15 protein-coding genes are annotated in these 19,886 nt (G+C 48.3%); 2 read left to right on the forward strand and 13 right to left on the reverse strand.

The genetic code is table 11. The annotated features are described in order from the left end of the window. Positions 1 to 13: 13 nt before the first annotated feature. The 5 genes from AC1DN5_RS00555 to AC1DN5_RS00575 all read right to left on the reverse strand — a co-directional run bounded on the left by AC1DN5_RS00555 (position 14) and on the right by AC1DN5_RS00575 (position 9,121). The gene (locus tag AC1DN5_RS00555; protein WP_016937937.1) at positions 14 to 2,029 is read right to left on the reverse strand and encodes a Na+/H+ antiporter; all 2,016 of its coding nucleotides are present in this window, start codon (positions 2,027 to 2,029) and stop codon (positions 14 to 16) included. A gap of 289 nt (positions 2,030 to 2,318) precedes the next feature. Continuing rightward, a complete protein-coding gene (gene cysI / locus AC1DN5_RS00560; RefSeq protein WP_013353600.1) occupies positions 2,319 to 4,034 on the reverse strand; it encodes an assimilatory sulfite reductase (NADPH) hemoprotein subunit in 1,716 nt (571 codons plus the stop codon). Between the two features lie 27 nt (positions 4,035 to 4,061). Further along, positions 4,062 to 5,870, reverse strand: coding sequence for an assimilatory sulfite reductase (NADPH) flavoprotein subunit (locus tag AC1DN5_RS00565; RefSeq protein ID WP_366969786.1), 1,809 nt, complete (start codon positions 5,868 to 5,870; stop codon positions 4,062 to 4,064). Positions 5,871 to 6,045: 175 nt separating this feature from the next. After that, positions 6,046 to 8,361: an RNA polymerase recycling motor HelD gene (gene helD, locus AC1DN5_RS00570; RefSeq protein ID WP_366969787.1), complete on the reverse strand. Its 2,316-nt coding sequence runs from the start codon at positions 8,359 to 8,361 to the stop codon at positions 6,046 to 6,048. A 151-nt stretch (positions 8,362 to 8,512) separates the two neighbouring features. Further along, on the reverse strand, positions 8,513 to 9,121 hold the full coding sequence (locus tag AC1DN5_RS00575; RefSeq protein WP_016937932.1) for a trimeric intracellular cation channel family protein: 609 nt from the start codon (positions 9,119 to 9,121) through the stop codon (positions 8,513 to 8,515). Positions 9,122 to 9,346: 225 nt separating this feature from the next. Here AC1DN5_RS00575 and AC1DN5_RS00580 point away from each other — a divergent pair, with 225 nt between their 5' ends. Next, positions 9,347 to 10,147 carry a zinc-dependent metalloprotease gene (locus tag AC1DN5_RS00580; RefSeq protein ID WP_013353604.1) on the forward strand — a complete coding sequence of 267 codons (801 nt, stop codon included), beginning with the start codon at positions 9,347 to 9,349 and terminating at the stop codon, positions 10,145 to 10,147. A gap of 33 nt (positions 10,148 to 10,180) precedes the next feature. Here the strand turns inward: AC1DN5_RS00580 and AC1DN5_RS00585 are convergent, their stop codons facing one another. From AC1DN5_RS00585 to csoR, 6 genes are all read right to left on the reverse strand, one after another. Next, positions 10,181 to 10,600, reverse strand: coding sequence for a disulfide oxidoreductase (locus AC1DN5_RS00585; RefSeq protein ID WP_366969789.1), 420 nt, complete (start codon positions 10,598 to 10,600; stop codon positions 10,181 to 10,183). Next, positions 10,590 to 11,261: a DsbA family protein gene (locus tag AC1DN5_RS00590; protein WP_045925961.1), complete on the reverse strand. Its 672-nt coding sequence runs from the start codon at positions 11,259 to 11,261 to the stop codon at positions 10,590 to 10,592. Before AC1DN5_RS00590 ends, AC1DN5_RS00585 begins: the two co-directional genes overlap by 11 nt. Positions 11,262 to 11,378: 117 nt before the next feature. After that, positions 11,379 to 13,490 (reverse strand): heavy metal translocating P-type ATPase, encoded by a 2,112-nt coding sequence (locus AC1DN5_RS00595; protein WP_366969790.1) that lies wholly within the window; start codon positions 13,488 to 13,490, stop codon positions 11,379 to 11,381. Between the two features lie 149 nt (positions 13,491 to 13,639). Beyond that, on the reverse strand, positions 13,640 to 16,069 hold the full coding sequence (locus tag AC1DN5_RS00600) for a heavy metal translocating P-type ATPase (RefSeq protein ID WP_366969791.1): 2,430 nt from the start codon (positions 16,067 to 16,069) through the stop codon (positions 13,640 to 13,642). A gap of 83 nt (positions 16,070 to 16,152) precedes the next feature. After that, complete coding sequence (copZ, locus tag AC1DN5_RS00605) at positions 16,153 to 16,359, reverse strand: copper chaperone CopZ (protein WP_015240581.1); 207 nt, start codon at positions 16,357 to 16,359, stop codon at positions 16,153 to 16,155. Between the two features lie 75 nt (positions 16,360 to 16,434). Next, positions 16,435 to 16,740: a copper-sensing transcriptional repressor CsoR gene (csoR, locus tag AC1DN5_RS00610; protein WP_013353610.1), complete on the reverse strand. Its 306-nt coding sequence runs from the start codon at positions 16,738 to 16,740 to the stop codon at positions 16,435 to 16,437. Positions 16,741 to 16,877: 137 nt separating this feature from the next. Here csoR and AC1DN5_RS00615 point away from each other — a divergent pair, with 137 nt between their 5' ends. Beyond that, the gene (locus tag AC1DN5_RS00615; RefSeq protein ID WP_013353611.1) at positions 16,878 to 17,918 is read left to right on the forward strand and encodes an oxidoreductase; all 1,041 of its coding nucleotides are present in this window, start codon (positions 16,878 to 16,880) and stop codon (positions 17,916 to 17,918) included. A gap of 44 nt (positions 17,919 to 17,962) precedes the next feature. Here the strand turns inward: AC1DN5_RS00615 and azoRB are convergent, their stop codons facing one another. Both azoRB and AC1DN5_RS00625 read right to left on the reverse strand, forming a co-directional pair. Beyond that, positions 17,963 to 18,598 (reverse strand): FMN-dependent NADH-azoreductase AzoRB, encoded by a 636-nt coding sequence (azoRB, locus tag AC1DN5_RS00620; RefSeq protein WP_003151719.1) that lies wholly within the window; start codon positions 18,596 to 18,598, stop codon positions 17,963 to 17,965. A 350-nt stretch (positions 18,599 to 18,948) separates the two neighbouring features. Further along, on the reverse strand, positions 18,949 to 19,800 hold the full coding sequence (locus AC1DN5_RS00625; RefSeq protein ID WP_264819150.1) for a helix-turn-helix transcriptional regulator: 852 nt from the start codon (positions 19,798 to 19,800) through the stop codon (positions 18,949 to 18,951). Between the last annotated feature and the right edge of the window lie 86 nt (positions 19,801 to 19,886).

The raw sequence follows: 19,886 nt of genomic DNA on the forward strand, positions 1-19,886 counted from the left end.
GGACTTTTTTCATTTATTCATCTCCGTCAAGCATCGCCGCTTCCACATCATTGATGTATTGGCGAAGCTCATGTGACATGTCGCGGGAGATTTCCCGCTCTTCGAATAATGTTTGGATTTCGTTGCGGATGGCCTGCACGGCCCGCAGTTTGATCTCGAGTTTTTGATTTTCAAAACGGCGGCTCGGATTCTGTTCGTGATACGAGTGCCCCAGCCTGAAAATCAGGTGATTGTAAAAGGAAATGACGGCAAGCGTCACATCTTTATTTTCTTCGGTCATGTGTTTTTTCAGGCTTTCAATCGCCGCTTTTGCCGTTTTAACCCTTGTGGCGCGAATGAGGCCTTCTTCATTTAAAATCGACATTTCCGGCTTTTTTTGTTCACCGAAAAAGATCCAGTACATCAGGCGTTTCAGCTTTTTCTTAGATAAGCCGACTTTAAACGGATTCGTATACAGCACTTCCAGTTCATCAAACCGTTCCTGGAGGCTGTCAGCCGTTTCTTCCGGGATGTCGCCCCGCTCAATCAGCCGGAGCAGTTCTTCCTGTTCAGCCTGTATCCCTTGGGCGCGGACTTTCCGCTCATCTTTTTTCGTGCGGTTTTTTACGGTGAACTGCTGAAACCTGAGATTTTTCATTTTCTCATTGTATTCGGCAATGACCGCAAAAGAAGCCGTTTTGTTGGTCTCATTCATATTTTCTTTGATGGCCGATAAAGCAGCCTTTATCAGCTTCCGTCTCGCTGTCAGCAATTTGACTTTCTTCTCTTTCGCATTGTCTTCCGGCTTATCAGTCAGAATCGGCAGTACGATTGTCGCCAGCACCAATGTGCACAAAATAACGCCTGCGGCTAAAAAGAGAATCAAATTCCGTTCAGGAAACGGCGAGCCGTCGGAGAGCACGTACGGAATGGAAAAGGAACCCGCAAGCGTGACCGCTCCCCTGACGCCTGATACTGAAATCAGCAGCGTTGAGCGCAGGCCGGGCTTATAAATGCTCTGATCCTTGTTAAAAAACCACTTGCCGTTCCAAAAAAACAGCACCCACAAAAATCTGAGAATCATTAACGTCAGCGTAATGACGATAATGTACCCGATGACCATCATATTGTTAAACGCGGTATCATTAAAAATAACAGAAACCACATCCGGTATTTGCGTTCCTAATATGACGAAAACAAGACCGTTAAGAATGAACAAAATAATATTCCATGTACTTGAAGAGACGATTTGCAGTTTGACCATCGTTGATTCAAGACGATCCTGCTCCACCGCATGCGTGATGCCGCCGGCCACAACCGCTAAAATGCCGGAAACGCCGATTTCTTCAGCCGCCAGATAAATGACAAACGGCGTCAGAATTTGAATCAGCATATGCATCGTAACATCCTGCATGCCGAGGCGGCGCAAAAACAGCCGGAAACGGATAATCAAAAAAGAAATGACGACACCGCTGAGTAAACCGCCGGCTGAAATCAAGACAAAGCTGAACGCGGCTTGTGCCAGCGAAAATGCGCCCGTCACGGCTGCCGCAATCGCAAATTTAAAAGCGACCAGGCCGGATGCGTCATTCATCAGCCCCTCTCCTTCAAGGAGACGCAGAATGCCTTTTGGCATCTTCACACGCCCTGACAGCGCGCTGACCGCAACAACGTCAGTCGGTGACAGGATCGCCGCCAGCCCGAACGCGGCGGCCAGCGGAATGCTCGGAATCATCCAATGAATGGTGTAACCGCCGACAATGACCGTGGCAAACACGAGCCCCAGTGCGAGAAGCAGAATCGGAGCTCTTAAATTCCAAAGTTCCGCACGCGGCGTCCGTTTTCCATCGTTAAAAAGCAGCGGAGCGATAAACAAAACAAAAAACAATTCGGTATTCAGTTCAAAATGAAGCCCCTGCGGAAATGACGCCGCAATGATACCGAGCGCCACCTGAATCAGAGGCACCGGGATAAAGGGGACAAACCGATTTATAATATTGGAGATCGCAATGATGGTTAAAAGTACGAGTACGACTAAAAATATGTCCAAAGCATGACCTCCTTCATCTGCTGCATTGAATCATCATTGCCTGTTCTCACGGCCCCTGTCAAAGGCCGGAGCCAATTACCGGGCTGGCCCGGTATATTTTCCGCACACAACCATTCTTCTCTTATATTACCCGTTTTTATTTAAAATTTCTCATAACGTGCTCACGGGGAACTTTTTTTGCCTTCGGCTACTTTTTTTCTAAAAAAAGAAAAAGCCTGTTTTCTATGAAAACAGGCTTTTCGCACGGCTGCGTTCTTACTGTTTTAGTAAATTGTTTCAGCAGCTCATCTTATTCGTGAAAATTCGTTCCGTCTGTTGTCGCTTTAATAATGCCCGCACGGATGACGAAATCTCCAAAGTGTTCGCCTTCCTCGCGCTCTTTCGCATAACGCGGCAGAATGGTGCGGAGCTCACTGAGAATCTCCTCTTCACCGATATTTTCCCGGTACATTTTGCTTAAACGGCTGCCGTCAAATGCAGCTCCTAAATACATATTATATTTTCCCGGCGCTTTTCCGATAAATCCGATTTCGCCGAGCGCATGCCGGGCGCAGCCATTCGGGCAGCCAGTCATACGGATGGTGATCTCTTCATCCCGCAGACCGTTTTCGTCAACAATGGCTTCAATTTTATCAATCAGCTTCGGCAGATACCGCTCCGCTTCGGCCATCGCGAGCCCGCATGTCGGAAGCGCGACGCAAGCCATTGAACTGCGGCGCAGGGCGGAATGCTGCCGGCCGTCTGTCAGACCGTATTGTTCGATTAATGCGCTGATTTGTTTCTTTTTCTCGCTCGTCACATTGCCGATAATCAGGTTTTGATTAGAGGTGAGACGGAAATCTCCCGTATGGACTTTGGCGATTTCACGTAATCCCGTCATCAGCTTATAATCCTCATAGTCCGTGACACGGCCGCCTTCGATGAACATCGTAAAATGCCATGTTCCTTTTACGCCTTTCACCCATCCGTAACGGTCGCCGTTATGGTCAAAATGATAAGGTTTCGCCTCATCCAGCTGCCAGCCGAGGCGGTTTTCCAGCTCAGCTTTTACATTTTCCAGACCGAGACGGTCAACAGTATATTTAAATCTGGCATTCTTTCTGACGGAACGATTTCCGTAATCACGCTGAATCGTAATGGTTTTTTCCGCTACATCATACAGCTGCTCCGGTTTGCAGAAGCCGATGACTTTTGAAAGCTGCGGATAAGTGGCCGTATCACCGTGCGTCATTCCCATACCGCCGCCGATCGCCACGTTGAATCCGATAAGTCTGCCTTCTTCTACAATGGCAATGAAGCCGAGATCTTGAGAAAAGACATCAATATCATTGGACGGAGGCACGGCGATTCCGATTTTAAATTTCCGCGGCAAATACAGCGGCCCGTACATCGGTTCCGTTTCCGTATCAGGAGTGCCCGCCACCCGTTCCTCATCAAGCCAGATTTCATGATAGGCTCTCGTGCGCGGAAGAAGGTCGTCACTCAGTTTTTTCGACCATTCGTACACTTCCGCATGGATTTCAGACTGATACGGATTTGATGCGCACATGACGTTTCGGTTGACATCTCCGCAGGCCGCAATGGTATCAAGCAGCGCCTCATTGATTTTCTGAATCGTTTTTTTCATGTTCCATTTTAAAATTCCGTGCATTTGGAACGTTTCGCGCGTTGTCAGCTTTAATGTATTGTTTCCGTATTTTTGCGCCAGTTCATCCATGACAAGCCATTGTTCCGGAGTTGACACGCCGCCTGGCATCCGGACGCGCAGCATGAATTGATAAGCCGGTTCAAGCTTTTGTTTCTGACGTTCATTGCGGAGATCGCGGTCATCCTGCAGGTAGCTGCCGTGATGCTTCATCAGCCGGTTGTCATCGTCCGGGATGCCGGCTGAAATCCGGTCAAGCATGACTTCTTTCAATGTGCCGCGCAAATAATCACTTTTTTCTTTAATTTCCTCAACATCACTTGGAGGGCCTTCCGGCGCTTTTAAAATGTTATTCACCATGCTGAATAAGCTCCTTTCAAACCAAAATCAATATACGTCACGCTGATAGCGTTTTTTCTGCTGCATGTCTGCCAGGAAGCTTTCCGCTTTTTCACGGCTCATGCCGCCTTCTTCCTGAATGATATCGAGAAGCGCCTGGTGCACGTCATGCGCCATATGCTGTTCATCACCGCAGATGTATACGGCGGCTCCCTGCTGCAGCCATTCATACAGCTCTTTGCTTTGTTCTTTCATACGGTGCTGCACATATACTTTTTCCTCCGAATCCCGGGAAAAAGCGACGTCCATTTTTGTAAGTACACCGTTTTGCAGCCATTTTTGCCATTCCGTCTGATACAGAAAATCAGTGACAAAGTGCTGATCTCCGAAAAACAGCCATGTTTTCCCTTCAGCACCGGTTTCTTCACGTTCCTGCATAAAGGAACGGAACGGCGCGATGCCTGTCCCCGGCCCGACCATAATAATCGGTGTATCCGGGTTTTCCGGCAGCTTGAAGTTTTGGTTGTGCTGAATGTAAATCGGAAGCGTATCTCCCGGCTGGAGTCTTTCCGCACACAGAATGCTGCAGACGCCCTTTCGTTCTCTGCCGTGCGCGTCATATCTGACCGCTCCGATGGTCAGATGCACTTCATCCGGATTCGCTTCTAAACTGCTTGCGATCGAATAGAGCCGGGCCGGCATTTTACGCAGGATGGAAAGAAAGTCTTCCGCGGACGCTTCCCACGGACCGAAATCCCGGACGAGATCAAGCAGATCACGGCCGTTGATGTATGCTTTCACCTGCTCTTCATTTCCTTCGGCCAGAAGTTCACCCAGCTTTTTGTCAGTCGTAAACTGTGCGGCCTTTTGCAAGAGCGGTTTTGTTAACACTGTAATTTCAAAATGAGAAGTGAGCGCGTCTTTCAGCGGACGGGTCTCTCCTTGCTTATTCACCGCCACTTCCTGTTTTGGGTCCCATTTCAGCTCATTGATCAGCTCATCCACGAGCGCCGGATCATTTTCCGGATAGATGCCGAGGCTGTCCCCGGGCTGATACGCGAGGCCGGATCCTTCAAGCGAAAGCTCCAGATGGCGTGTTTCTTTATTCGAACCGCGCCCGTTCAGATTGATGTTCTCAAGAACCTCCGCCCGAAACGGGTTCGTTCTGGAATAAACGGATTCACCGAGAGCAGGCGTCTCGGCAGGCGCTTCGGCTGTTTGGTTTCCCGCACCTTCGTTCAGGCCGCCGATAACCGCATCAAGCCATTCTGAAAACGGTTCATCATAATCAAGATCGCAATCAACCCGGGGCGCAAGCTGCGTGCCGCCGAGCTCTTTAAGACGCTCGTCGAACTCTTTGCCGGTCTGGCAGAAAAATTCATACGAGCTGTCCCCGAGCGCCAAAACGGAAAAACGGAGCGCTTCAAGCTTCGGCGCGCGTCTGCCGTGAAGAAATTCATGAAAAGCCAGCGCGTTATCCGGCGGATCGCCTTCTCCGTGCGTGCTCACCACGATCAGTAAATTGTTTATTTTTTTCAGATTATTCGGCTTAAAATCGTTCATCGATGCGACGGTGACTTGGAATCCCCGTTCCTCAAGCGTCTTTACCGTCTGTTTCGCAAGACCTTCCGCATTTCCCGTTTGCGATCCGTATAATACGGTCACTTCTTTCGAGACTGCCGGGCTTTCTGCCGCAGCCTGGGGAGCGGGTGCGGCTGCTTCACCGGACTCGGGCCGGGCCGCAGCCAAATAACCGCTCAGCCAGATTTTCTGTGATTCTGTCAAGGTCGGCAGAAGGCGGTTAAGGAGCTCTGCCTGCTCCTGATTAAACGGACTGTTCATGACCTGAAGTTGCAACGATATCCACCTCACAAGGAATTAAACGTAACGTACGTTATTTCTATAGGAATTGTCAAAATAATATTCTAATTGAAACTTTACCGAAAGTTTGTGTGTAAGTAAAATATATAATCATGATGATAATGATTAAGATTACTAATGATAAAAAGCCCTTTGCACTTGGGCAAAGGGCTTACACGAATAAGCCGGCGGGCACTTCGTTTATAAAAGGAGAGAGTTCTCCCGGAGACAGCACGGTCAGATGATGCATCGCCCGCGTGCAGGCCGTATATAAAAGCTTGCGGTCATGCCCGCTTTTATACTGAGCAGCAGAGGCGTCAGCGACAATGACGGCGTCAAACTCAATGCCTTTTGCCAAATACACGGGAATGACGCATACCCCTTTTTGAAAAGGCTGGTTTTCTTTATTGATCAAACGGACACTGCTCCCGGCGCTGACTGTCTGAAACACTTTTTCCGCTTCCGCGGCCGTTTTGCAGATGACAGCGATCGTCTCCCGGCCTTTTTGCCTGAGCTCCCGTATTGTTTGAGTCAATTGCTCGCGGCGCTCTTTTTCAGTATCCGCCCGCAGAACCCGTGGTTTTTCCCCGTTCCGGTTAAAAGGCTCAATGTCATCACCATCAGCCAGCAGCGCTTTCGTAAATTCAACAATCTGCCGCGTCGATCTGTAAGTCCTCTTCAGGCTGACATCCTTTTCTGCGCCATTGCGGAAGCAGCCGGCGAGTGAAGAAGGACCGGTAATGGTGTGTGCATAAATCGACTGGCTGACATCACCGAGCACCGTCATTTTTGCAGCCGGGAAGATGCTTTGAATATACGTGAGCTGAAAAGAGGAATAATCCTGCGCTTCATCAATGAAAACGTGCTTCATTTGTGTGTTTATTCTTTTTCCTTCTATCAGGTCCTGCAAATACAGATACGGAGCGGCATCTTCATACGGGAGCGACCGTTCTGCAAATGCGCTGCGGGTTAAAGCCCCGATGCTCTGCCAATGATCGGGCTTTTCATCAGCTCCCCAGTCTGAAAACAGCCGGAGGTACATCCGTTTTATATCGAGAAAGCCGAGCTGTCTGACGGCCTGTTTAATCGGTTTAAAGGCTTTGCGGACAATAATGGCGCCAAGCAGGCGCTGTTCACGCTGATGGTCGTCAAATGCAGGTTCATCATCCGCCGCTTGCTTCTTAAGTTTTTGATAAACCTCCGCATAATCTTCTTTATCAAGCAGCTCACTCTCCTGCAGCACCCATTCCTTCTTACGCTCCTTTTTTTCGAGTGCGCTGATTTCCGTAAGAAGCCATTCCGCCGTCAGCTCCGCTCTGTTCGGAATCGGCAGCTGCTTATCAAGCGAATAAAAATAGGCTTCAATCCGCTCTTTTGAAATCAGGATGTCTCCTCGGAAGCTGATCTGTTTACATATCAGACCGGAGACCGAAAGCGACCCGGCATAACGGTCAATCATGGCCTGAAAAGCTGGTGACGCTTTGTAAGCAATGGCTTCGAGCCTTACGGAAAGGGCGTCCTGGTTCTGCTCGGTCAGGCAATATTCGAGCTGTTCGTACGGGCTTTCACATTCAAACTTTCGTCCGAGCCGGCGGGCGATATATTCCTGAAACGTGGCCTGCTCCATATTTTCTTCTCCCAGTTCCGGCAATACGGCGGAAACGTAACTGTTGAATAAAATGTTCGGAGAAAACAGCACTATCTGACGGGCGTCAAGCACACCGCGCCCGCGGTACAGCAAGTAAGCGGCCCGCTGAAGCGCCGCGGATGTTTTCCCGCTTCCGGCGGCTCCCTGAACGATGAGATATTTGCTTTTTTCATCACGAATGATTTCATTCTGTTCTTTTTGGATGGTTGACACGATGTTTTTCATATGCTGGCCGGAATGGCCGCTCAGCACCTCTTGCAGCATTTCGTCACCAATCGTCATATCCGTGTTAAACATCGCTTTAAGCGTCCCGTTTTTAATGATAAACTGCCGCTTCAGTGTGATGTCCCCTTCTATCGTTTCTTCCGGAACTTCATAGCGGGCTTTTCCCGGGGAATATTGATAGTAAAGAGATGAAATGGGCGCACGCCAATCGTAAATGAGAAAATGCTCATTGTTTTCATCCATTAAAGAAGTCAGCCCGATATAAATCTGCTCGGCAGAGGACTCCCCTTTTTCCGTAAAATCGACACGGCCGAAGTAAGGAGAGGCTTTCAGCTTTTGGATTTTTTGAAGCTGCCGGTATTGAAGCCGATGCGTCCGTTCACGTTCTGAAAGCATTTCAGCCTGCTGTTTAATGCTTGAAAATGTTTCCGCCGCTTCATGGGCATCATCCAAATTAACCGTGACATCATCCCAAAACGTTTTTCTCAGGCCGACAATATCCTGCTTCAATCCGCCCGATGATGCTTCAAGACGCGTTTGTTTCTGATCCAGTTCCTTCATGACAAAATTGATTCTTTCCTGCTCTTCTTTCCATTCTTCATCACGTTTTGCCATCAGCGGCACCTCCGACATCAAGCTGACAAATCCGGCTTTCTTTACCAAACATATTATTCATCATTATAGTCAAATACCCTTTTTCTTATCATATCGGGCGTCTTTTTATCCGTTATGCAAAAAAACCGATTTCTTTTATGAAATCGGTTTTTTACTGATCTATATGATAGGAACGAATCGGCAGGCGCCACCTGAAAACATAACTGCAGATGCGGCATGCCACAAGCACTAGGAACAGCACATACAAACCTGCGGCATTCCCGGCCCAGCCGAGGCCCACGATTAATCCTCCGAGTGCGGCCCAGACTGCATAAATTTCCGACTTGAGCACAAGGGGCTTCCTGCCCGCGAGCAGATCCCGTATGATGCCGCCCCCGCTTCCGGTCAGCACCGCGGCCGCAACCACTGCACTGAGCGGATGGCCCATTTTTACGGCATACAAAGCGCCTTGGATGGCAAACGCCGAAAGCCCGATGGCATCGGATAAGTTGCCCCATTTACTCCAATGTCTTAACAGCAGCTTCGGAAATAAAAAGACAATCGTAACTGATGCGAGAGCGATTTGAAAAAATGCGCCTTGCTCCCACAAGGCGGAGACCGGAACACCGATCAGCAGGTTTCGGATGGCTCCGCCGCCGAACGCCGTTACAATCCCCAAGATATACACGCCTAAAATATCATACTCCTCTTCCATCGCAACAATCGCTCCGCTGACCGCAAACGCAATGATGCCGATTACACTAAGCAGCTCCCAGGCCATTCCATATGCTCCTTTTTATTTGTTAAATTTTCTGACGACCATTAGATTTTATAATCGCTTTCTCTTAAAATCAACCTTATTTTTGAAAGGTTCTGATCCCAAAATCGGGACAACTGCAATCAGCATATCTGGAGGCGAGAATATTTTCCTATTTTATACTATATTAGGAGGTTTATTGGAAGTTACATTGAATACCTTCTCTTAACAAAAAAGGGGGGTTATAAGATGAAAATCAGTTCACTTGTTTTTCCAGTTTTATTGGCCGCCGGATTAATTCCCGGCCTGCCGTCAGCCGAAAACCATACGCATTCGCACACTCATGCGGAGCCGGCCAAAACGGTGTATACGGACCCGCTTCCGAAAGCCGATCATTTTAAAGATCTGAAAGGCCCGGTTCAGATTGAACAGACGGTTGATACAAAAATTCTGGATGAAAACGGTAAGCAGGTCGGCACGAAACGATTCGATGCCAATGTCAATCAGGATAAAGCCTCAACTAAAGCCAGCACGGGCTCTCAGAAGGTCAGAGTACTGGCGGTGGCGGACGCTGAATACCGCGCCAAATACAGCGACTGGCAAACGCGGATCGTCCAGATCGTGGAGCAGGCTGATGTCGCCTTCAATCGTGATCATAACATTGATTTTGTCGTACAGGCCGTGCAAGCCTGGAATTCCTCCGGCTCAAACAGTTCTCAGATTTTATCGAATCTCCAAAGCAGCTTCAGAAATCAAAATTATCATTTTGTCGTCGGTTTTACCGCAAAATCGAGTTTTGACGCCGGCGGTATCGCGTATGTATATAACGGCAAACCGAGCGGTCCGGCCTTCAGCGTGAACCTAGATCAAGGAACGGCCAACACGGCGAAAGCGGCCCAGCACGAGTTTTCCCATAATTTCGGACTTCAGCATGACGCCCAAGGCAGCGGCATCCGCTGCGTCATGAATTATGATTATGCCTATTCCGTAGATATTTGGGACAGTTCCCATAACAGACAGATTGAGACAAACAAAGCTTGGTACAGATAATAGAAAAAGAGCCGCTCCCATGGAGCAGGCTCTTTATTTTGCCGTGCGTTCCGCTTTGACAAAACACATGCAGACAATAATGAGAATAAATGCCGTCAATGCTAAGAATGGAATGGTAATAAAACCGAACCAGTTAATATATTCAGATGAGCAAGGTACGCCGTAGACGCATGGCTTGATGCCGCTGAAACCGGGCACCTTCTGCTCAAGGTAATGCATGATCGATATAAACGCGCCGATGACGGCCATCGGCAGCACATATTTTTTCACGCGCGTGTCACCCTGAAAGGTGGCGATTCCTAAAATCAGGACAAGCGGGTACATGAGAATTCTTTGATACCAGCACAGCTCGCACGGTATGAATTTTCTGATCTCGCTGAAATATAGGCTGCCGAGCATGGCAGCAAGAGCTATCACCCAAGAAGCATATAAAAATACGATTCTATTTTTCATTTTTCAGCTCTTTCTTAATCGTTTTTGAAATCTCCTCATAATTAGCGAAGTCTTTAATCACTTTGTCATTTACGTAAATCGTCGGTGTCGCCGTGATATTTAATTTATCATTCAGGTCAGTGTCAGCTTTCAGCTCTGTTGCGAAGGTTTCTTTATCAAGGTTTTCCTTCAGCTTGTCAGGATCAACCTTTTTCGCGGTGCTTTTGACCGTCTTTTCAAGCAATGCAGGCGTGACCCATTCCTGTTCGCTTGACGGCTGCTCTTCAAACAGCTTTTCATGGAAAGCCCAGAATGATGCCGGGTCTTCCTTCCACACCTCTTCTGAAGCAAGTGCCGCCAGACGCGAGCCGGTTCCGTGGAACATGACGTTCACAAATGAAAATTTCACGTCGCCTTTATCGATAAAATCTTTTTTGATTTTCGGAAAGATATCGCTGTTAAATACTTTGCATGACGGACATTTGTAATCTCCGAATTCAACTACCGTCACAGGCGCGCTGTCTTTGCCGAGCACGGGCTGTCCTTTAATGGAAGGCTGTTCGGCGGCTGTTTCGCCCGCTTTTTCTGTTTGGTTGTTAATAATTACGATGGCCGCAAATAAAACGACAACAATTAACGTCAGAATCACCGCAAATTTCGCAGACGATTGTTTCTTTTTCACTCAGACACCTCATTGTTTTTAAAATAAAAAAGAAGCGGATGCCGGATGGCCCGCTTCTCTATTTTACCAAGACAACCTTGTTTAAGAAAACCCTGAAAAACGAATTATCTTTGACAATTATTCCGCTTTCACTCTCATGACGCGCATCGCGTTGGCAACGGCGATCAGCGTGACGCCTACATCTGAAAAGACCGCTTCCCACATGGTGGCGAATCCGAATGCGCCAAGCAGGAGAAAAATGATTTTTACGCCTAAAGCAAATCCAATATTCTGCCAGACGATCCGGCGTGTGCGGCGTGCAATCCGGATGGCTTCGGCTGCTTTTGACGGCTGGTCTGTCATCAGGACGACATCGGCCGCTTCGACGGCGGCATCAGAACCGAGAGCCCCCATGGCAGCTCCGATGTCAGCTCTGGCAAGCACAGGTGTATCGTTAATCCCGTCACCGACAAACATCAGTTTTTCATTCGGTGCAAGCGCCGCTTCGAGTTCTTCGACTCGGTCTACTTTGTCACCCGGCAGCAGTTCTGTATACACGTCATCAATACCAAGCTCGCGACCGACCGCTTCACCGGTCTGCTTTGAATCACCCGTCAGCATCACTGTCCGTTTGACGCCGAGTGCTTTTAAACGGGCAATGGCCTGTTTGGCGTCCTCTTTGATTTCATCGGCGATCACAATCGCCCCCGCATACCGCTGATCAACGGCAACGTAAACGACGGTTCCGTTGTTTTCAGCTGTGCCGAAAGCGATTTGTTCTTTTGCCATCAGTTTTTGATTTCCGGCCAAAATCGTTGATCCGCCGGTTTTCACCCGAATGCCATGTCCGGGTATTTCTTCATATTCTTCAATCTCCTCAGCTGCGAGCAGTTGATTGTAAGCCTCACGGATGGATGAAGCTATCGGATGATTGGAATGGACTTCGGCAAGCGCAGCCGCATGAAGCAGGCTGTCTCGCGTAAATCCTGCCGCCGGTTTGATATCAGTAACGGCGAAATTGCCTTTCGTTAAGGTTCCCGTTTTATCAAACACGGCGTATGCCACCTGATTGAGCGCTTCTAAATAGTTGCTGCCTTTCACGAGCACCCCAGCTTTAGACGCGGCTCCAATACCGCCGAAAAACCCGAGCGGAATGGAGACGACGAGTGCGCACGGACAAGAAATCACAAGGAAAATCAGCGCCCGGTACACCCACTCGGACAGCGCGGCTGAAGGCACGAGAAGCGGCGGTAAAAAGGCGAGAAGCACCGCAACAATGACAACGGCCGGTGTATAGTACTTGGCAAACTTCGTAATAAAGTTTTCCGTTTTCGCTTTACGTCCGGCCGCATTTTCGACCAAATCCAATATTTTTGATACGGCGGAGTCTTCATATCCTTTAGAGGTTTCAATATGAAGCACGCCGTTCTGGTTCATAAATCCGGCCATCACATCTTGCCCCGGCTCCGCTTTTCTCGGCACGGATTCGCCCGTTAAAGCGGATGTATCAACCATCGAGGAACCGCTCAGCACCTTTCCGTCCAGCGGAATCCGTTCTCCGGGATTCACGACGATGACCTGTCCGACTTTAACGTCCTGCGGCGGAACGGCAGTCATGCCGTTTTCCGTTTTCACATTGGCGTACTCAGGACGGATGTCCAATAACGCGCTGATCGATTTTCTGGATCGGCTGACGGCCGCTCCCTGAAACAATTCACCGATTTGGTAGAACAGCATGACCGCGACGCCTTCCGGATACTGATGAATGATAAATGCGCCGATTGTCGCAAGCGCCATCAGAAAATGCTCATCAAATACCTGGCCGCGGACAATATTTTTTCCCGCTCTGGCTACGATATCGCCGCCGATGATCAAATATGAAGCAAAAAAGAGCAGAAACTCAAGGACGGCGCCTGCGTGCGCGAAATAAGCGATGACAGCCAAAACGGCGCCCGCCGCCAATCTCACTAGCATCAGCTGCAGCTTTTTGCGGTATTCATCCTCGCCGGGTTTGTCTTCATGCTTCGAACGGACGGTCACATGAGGATCAATGGACTTTACTTTTTTTGCAACTTCATCTTTCATCCATTGCTCATCTTTGCCCCCGGCCGAAACCGTGATGGTGCTTGCCGCAAAATTGACAGCACAGCCGTCGATGCCGTCAATGGCTTTTACGCCGTTTTCTATTTTTTTTGCACAGTTGCTGCAATCAAGTCCGTCTAATACAAATTCACCTTTTGCCGCTTTCATTTTCGACTCACCCTACTTTCCGTAATAGGATTCCCATAACATCAATACAGCTAAACGAAATTATATATATGAGCATATGTTCATATAGTTGTTTTCTATATTATATGCAAGTTTTGGATAAAGTGTCAATAAAAAAGACAAAACCGGCATCAGCCGATTTTGTCTTTTTTCACCTTCTGTAAACGCAAAGCATTAAGGACAACCGATACCGAGCTGAATGCCATGGCAGCGCCTGCCACCCACGGAGCCAGAAAGCCGGCTGCCGCAATCGGAATGCCTATGGTGTTGTAGCCCAATGCCCATCCTAAATTCTGCTTGATGTTTCTCATAGTCAGCCTGCTCATGCCGATGGCGTCGGCAATGCCGTTCAGGTCTCCGCGGATCAGCGTAATGTCCGCTGCTTCCATTGCGATATCGGTGCCGGTGCCGATGGCCATCCCGATATCGGCCACAGCCAGCGCCGGAGCATCATTGATGCCGTCGCCGACCATTGCCACGCGCCGGCCTTCTTTTTGCAGCTGGGAAATCTCCGCTGCCTTTTGTTCGGGAAGCACTTCGGCAATCACGCTGCCGATGCCTGCGGCTTTAGCAATGGCTTCCGCCGTCTTTTGGTTGTCACCGGTCATCATGATGACGTCAAGGCCCATATCCTTCAAGCGTTTCACCGCAGCCTGAGATGTTTCTTTGATCGTATCGGCGACTGCGATAAGCCCCGCCGCTTTGCCGTCTGCCGCAATAAGCATCACCGTTTTTCCTTCCGCCTCCAAGCGGGTCATGTGCGGAAGCAATGCACTATGCTCAATGTGTTCCGATTCCATCAGCCGTCTTGATCCGGCAAGAATCGTTCTCCCGTCAGCCTCTGCATAGATTCCGGAACCGATCCGGGCTTGGAAACGGGTTAGTTTCGGAATGGAAATCCCCCGTTTTTCGGCTCCTGAAACGATGGCTTCTCCAAGCGGGTGCTCCGATCCCGCTTCAGCGGCGGCCGCAAGCTGCAGGAGCTCCTCTTCGTTCATTCCCGCTGCCGGTACGGCGTCTGTCAGCACCGGTCTGCCGTTTGTCACCGTTCCGGTTTTATCCAGTACGATTGTCGTCAGACGCTGGGTCTTTTCTAAGTGCTCTCCGCCTTTAAAGAGAATGCCGAATTCAGCGGCGCGGCCGGAGCCCGCCATAATGCTCGTCGGAGTGGCGAGCCCGAGGGCGCACGGACAGGCAATGACAAGCACGGCGATGAATTTGCCGATCGCTTCAGAAAACTGTCCCGGAGATACCCATACATACCAAATGAGAAAAGTCACCACGGCCAATCCCAGCACAATCGGGACGAAAATGCCTGAAATGTGATCCGCAAGCCGCTGAATGGGCGCTTTTGATCCTTGGGCTTCTTCCACGATTTTAATAATGTGTGCAAGCGCGGTATCTTTCCCGACATTCACCGCTCTGATTTTGAGAAAGCCGTTTGCATTGATCGTCGCCCCGGTGACGGTGCTACCCGGAGACTTATCTGCAGGCATGCTTTCTCCCGTAATCATCGATTCATCAATCGCGGAATGGCCTTCAATCACTTCGCCATCGACAGGAACGCGTTCTCCCGGTTTCACATATACGATGTCCCCCGTCCGGACCTCGTCAATCGGAATCACCTGTACCTTCCCTTCCCGCTCGACCGCCGCCGTCTTCGCCTGAAGCTTCATTAACTTTTTAATCGCTTCTGATGAGCGGCCTTTTGCTTTCATCTCTAAAAGTTTTCCAAGCAAAATCAAAGTCAGCAAAATGGCGCTCGTTTCATAATAAAGCCCCTCGGCATGGCCGTTTCGCCCGAGAGACGCAATCGTCATGTACAGGCTGTACGCGTAAGCGGCCGTCGTTCCGAGGGCAACGAGAACATCCATATTGGCGCTTTTATTTCTCAGCGCCTTGTACGCTCCCGTATAAAAAGGCCAGCCGATGACGAGCTGCACCGGGGTGGCAAGCGCGAATTGCAGCCACGGATTCATCAGGATATCCGGCATCCAGATAAAAGAAGTAAAAGAAAAATGGCTGACCATCGACCATAGAAGCGGAAAGGAGAGAACGGCAGAAAATATCAGCCTGATCAGCTGTTTACGCTGTTCTTTTTCCTTTTGAGATAATCCGCCGTCTTGGCCGTCCGCTTCCTTATCTTCTAACCGGTAGCCGAGTTTTGCCACGGTCTCTTTCAGTTCTTTCGGTGCCACTTCTTTAGGGTTGTATTCAACGGAGACCGTTTCAAGGGCGAAATTCACCGGCGCGCCCACAACGCCCTCTATTTTGTTCAGGCGCTTTTCAATCCGATTGGCGCAGGCGGCACACGTCATGCCTTCAATCTGAAAATCGGCTTTTTCCGTCACGACGTGATAGCCGAGTTTTTCAATTTTATCCTTTATGGCGCCAGCTTCGATTTTGTCAGGTTGATAGGAAATATTTGAGGTCTCAAGCGCAAGATTGACGGAAGCGTCATTGACGCCGTCCATCCGTTTCAGTCCTTTTTCAATTCTTGAAGCGCAGGCGGCGCATGTCATGCCTCCCACTTGAATGGTCATTTCTTTCGGTTCACTCAATGCCCTCACCTCTTCTCACAAACCCCCAGGGGGTATCATTTTCATAAAAGAAAACCGCGCCCGTTTCCGAAGCGCGATAAACCTTATACGACGTCATAGCCTTGATCTTCAATCGCGTCTTTTATATCTGATACGGAGACTTTGTTCTCATCAAACGTCACATCCACCTGTCCGGCTTCCAATTTCACCTGAACCGCCGTCACTCCGTTCAGTTCTCCTACTCCGGTCTCTACTGCTTTGACGCAGTGCTGACAGGACATGCCTTCGACTTGCAGTGTTTTTTGTTCCATGATGATTCCCTCCACGTCTTGTTTTTTCTTCTTCATGTTACCATACCCCTGTAGGGTATTTCAAAACATTTTATTTCATGATTTCGCGATTTTTTTCACGACATCCAGCAGCTCTGCAATCGCCTGCTCTCCGTTTCCGCTTTCAATGGCGCCGGCTACGCAGTGATGGGCGTGATCTTCCAGCAGATGAAACGCGACTTTCTGCATGGCCGCCTGCACGGCTGAAATCTGCACAAGAATATCCACGCAATATCGTTCGTTTTCCACCATGTTCTGAATGCCCCTGACTTGGCCTTCAATCCGTTTCAGCCGGTTCAGAATCTGGTCTTTTTCCTTGGCGCTTTTATGATTTAACGATTGATGTTCGGTATGTTTGTCCATTTTCCACCTCGTTTTTTTCTTCGTTATCTTCATTATACAGACTTGAAAAACCGGTGTAAAAAATTTTCAACACACAAGTTTTACCAGTACACCCGCGGGGTATATATTGTTATCACATATCAAGAGGGGGAAGTTCATTGAAAACGATACAGGTTGGCATATTGGGATATGGTTTGTCCGGGAAAGTCTTTCATGCGCCGCTTTTGGACGTCCTTGATGATTATCAGATCAAAAAAGTCATGACCTCCAGAACGGATGAGGTCAAACGTGATCTGCCGGGGGCTGAAGCCGTGCGCAAGATTGAAGACATCACCGGTGACCCTGATATTGATCTCGTCATCGTTACGACACCGAGCGGAATGCATTATGAATCAGCGATGAAATGTCTCCTTGCGGGGAAACACACCGTCGTGGAAAAGCCGATGACGGCGACTTCAGCAGAAGCGGAGGAGCTGAGAAGAACGGCTGAAAATAAAGGCGTCTTGCTGAGCGTGTATCACAACCGGCGCTGGGACAATGACTTTTTAACGATTCAAAAGCTGATTCGGGACGGGGCGCTTCAAGACATTCATACATATCAAGTCAACTACGATCTATACAACCCGGTTGTCCAAGAAAGATGGCGCGAAAAAAGCGGACCCGCCACGGGAACGCTGTATGATCTCGGTTCACATATTATTGACCAGACACTCCTGCTGTTCGGAATGCCGGAATCCGTCACCGCACATGTGATGAAACAGCGGGACAACAGTGAAACGGCCGATTGGTTTCTGGCCGCCCTCCATTACGGCAAGCTTCAGGTTATTCTTCAATCCGGCTCCATGAATGCGGCAAGCGGCCCGCGCTATCAGATTCACGGACGGAATGCAAGCTTTATCAAATACGGAAAGGACGGACAGGAAGCTGCGCTTTCAGCCGGCCAAAAGCCGATTGACGAGAACTGGGGCGCTGATGACCCTGACAGCTTCGGTGAGCTGACAACCGCAGCGGATGAAAAAAGACATACAGAAACAATCCCCTCTGAGAACGGATCTTACCTTACGTACTACAAACGGCTGGCAGACAGCATCTTAAACGGAAAACCGCTTCCTGTTACGGCGGAAGAAGGCATCGATGTCATCCGTGTCATTGAAGCGGTGATGAAAAGCAGCGAACAAAAACGGACGATCGCCCTTTAATATGAAAAACCTCCCAGCCGTACGGCGGGGAGGTTTTTTTAAGATCAGAATGATTTTCCGGCTTCTTTCGCGCGGGCAATCGCATCTTCTTTAATTTGCTGTGCTTTATTCGGTTCAGCATTATGACCTTCAACGATTAATCCGTCGAAAGAAGGAACGCCGAAGAAGTTCATCATGATGCCGATGTAACGGTGGCCCATTTCCATGTCAGCCGCCGGGCCTTCAGAGTAATAGCCTCCGCGCGCCTGAATGTGGAGCGCTTTTTTGTCTGTCAACAGACCGATCGGGCCTTGTTCTGTATATTTGAATGATTTTCCGGCTACAGCTACAGAATCAAGATACGCTTTCATAACAGGCGGGAATGAGAAGTTCCAAAGCGGTGTAACGAATACGTATTTGTCAGCAGATGCGAATTGATCGCTCAGCTCGTTCAGACGGCCGACTTTCGCTTTTTCATTTTCAGAAAGCTCTTCAAAACCTGTGCCGGATTGAAGTTTTCCCCAGCCGCTGAATACATCCGCGTCGATATGAGGAATGTTTTCTTTGTAAAGGTCGATATGTACAACCTCATCATTCGGGTTTGATTCTTTATAAGAATCGATAAACGCTTTTCCTGTCGCCATGCTGTAAGATGTCTTTTCATCATGAGGATGAGCAGTGATATAAAGTACTTTTGCCATTGTAAACAGCCCTTTCGTTTTCAGATTACACACATATTTATTATGAAATATGAATGTTTTTTTATACTGATCAGTTCTGTAATAATTATAGTTACAAAAAAATCTTTTAGCAACAATAATATCTCGAAATCAGTATATTTTTTTAAAAAGGCTGCAAGAAGTACTTCCAGCAAATCGAAAAAAACCTACGTTAAGCAAAATAAAAGACCGATTTTGACCATGTTAAGGCTAAATCGGCTGTTTCATTTCAGACTTAGTTGTGTGGAATTTATCCATGCGAAATGTTCCTGCTTTTATAATATTAGAGACAAACGAATTCCGCTTAATACATTCGTATTTATCACACTCTTTTATTGCAGGTCTGCTTGCCAGTTTAACAAACGCTTCATTTTCTGTTCTGTTTCTCCCTCTTGGCGAGGTTGGTAAATGGTTAACTTTAGTTCAGGAGCATCGTACACCTGAAGAGTAATATGGTCCATAATCATTTCCCCAACTAAAGGATGCAGCAGTGTTTTTTTGCCGCAAGGAGTACCTAGAACTTCATGCTTGGGCCACCAATTACGAAACTCAGGGCTCTTACTGGTCAGTTCTTTAATGATATCTTTAAACCACTCATCACCGACAAAACGTGTATATGCTAAACGAAATTGAGCAATCAAGCGTTGCGCATGATCTTCCCAATTAAGAAATAGCTCTCGGTATTCTTTAGACGCAAAGCAACGCCAGACTGCATTACGATCTCGATCATTCATTTTATTAAAGTCACCAAAAACCACGGCAGCAGCTTTATTCCAGCTTACTATGTTCAATTTTTCGTCGGTTACATATGTAGGACAGTATTCTAATTGACTCAATAAATTTTTCAGGACGCTATTTACACTTTCAACGAGAGGTCTTCCCACCTTAGATAGCAATGGCTGATTTGCTAATAAAAATAGATGCTCTTTTTCCTCTTCATTTAACCTGAATACACGCGAAATAGCCTCCAATACGTCTGAAGATACCTGTATATCACGCCCTTGCTCTAACCATGTATACCAGGTTACTCCTATTCCTGCCAGCTGAGCTGCTTCTTCTCGGCGCAATCCTTCTGTTTTTCTGCGCGGCCCAATAGGTAAACCAAAGTCTTGAGGAGATAATCGTGCCCGTCGTGTTTTTAAGAAATCCCCTAGTTCTTTCCTTCTTTCTTTGTCACTTAACATGAACTTCTCCCCTTATAAGTAGTAGTTTTAATAATAGGATAAACACACTCCTATTCCCATTATAAACCCTCATCTATTCTAATAAA

This window comes from Bacillus sp. 01N42_2 (genome assembly GCF_056399565.1).

Excerpts from the sequence above, each read along its gene's own strand:
- cysI (WP_013353600.1), bottom strand. The coding sequence starts at position 4,034 with ATGGTGAATAACATTTTAAAAGCGCCGGAAGGCCCTCCAAGTGATGTT.
- helD (WP_366969787.1), bottom strand. The coding sequence starts at position 8,361 with ATGGCAAAACGTGATGAAGAATGGAAAGAAGAGCAGGAAAGAATCAAT.
- AC1DN5_RS00575 (WP_016937932.1), bottom strand. The coding sequence starts at position 9,121 with ATGGCCTGGGAGCTGCTTAGTGTAATCGGCATCATTGCGTTTGCGGTC.
- AC1DN5_RS00580 (WP_013353604.1), top strand. The coding sequence starts at position 9,347 with ATGAAAATCAGTTCACTTGTTTTTCCAGTTTTATTGGCCGCCGGATTA.
- AC1DN5_RS00585 (WP_366969789.1), bottom strand. The coding sequence starts at position 10,600 with ATGAAAAATAGAATCGTATTTTTATATGCTTCTTGGGTGATAGCTCTT.
- AC1DN5_RS00595 (WP_366969790.1), bottom strand. The coding sequence starts at position 13,490 with ATGAAAGCGGCAAAAGGTGAATTTGTATTAGACGGACTTGATTGCAGC.
- copZ (WP_015240581.1), bottom strand. The coding sequence starts at position 16,359 with ATGGAACAAAAAACACTGCAAGTCGAAGGCATGTCCTGTCAGCACTGC.
- csoR (WP_013353610.1), bottom strand. The coding sequence starts at position 16,740 with ATGGACAAACATACCGAACATCAATCGTTAAATCATAAAAGCGCCAAG.
- azoRB (WP_003151719.1), bottom strand. The coding sequence starts at position 18,598 with ATGGCAAAAGTACTTTATATCACTGCTCATCCTCATGATGAAAAGACA.
- AC1DN5_RS00625 (WP_264819150.1), bottom strand. The coding sequence starts at position 19,800 with ATGTTAAGTGACAAAGAAAGAAGGAAAGAACTAGGGGATTTCTTAAAA.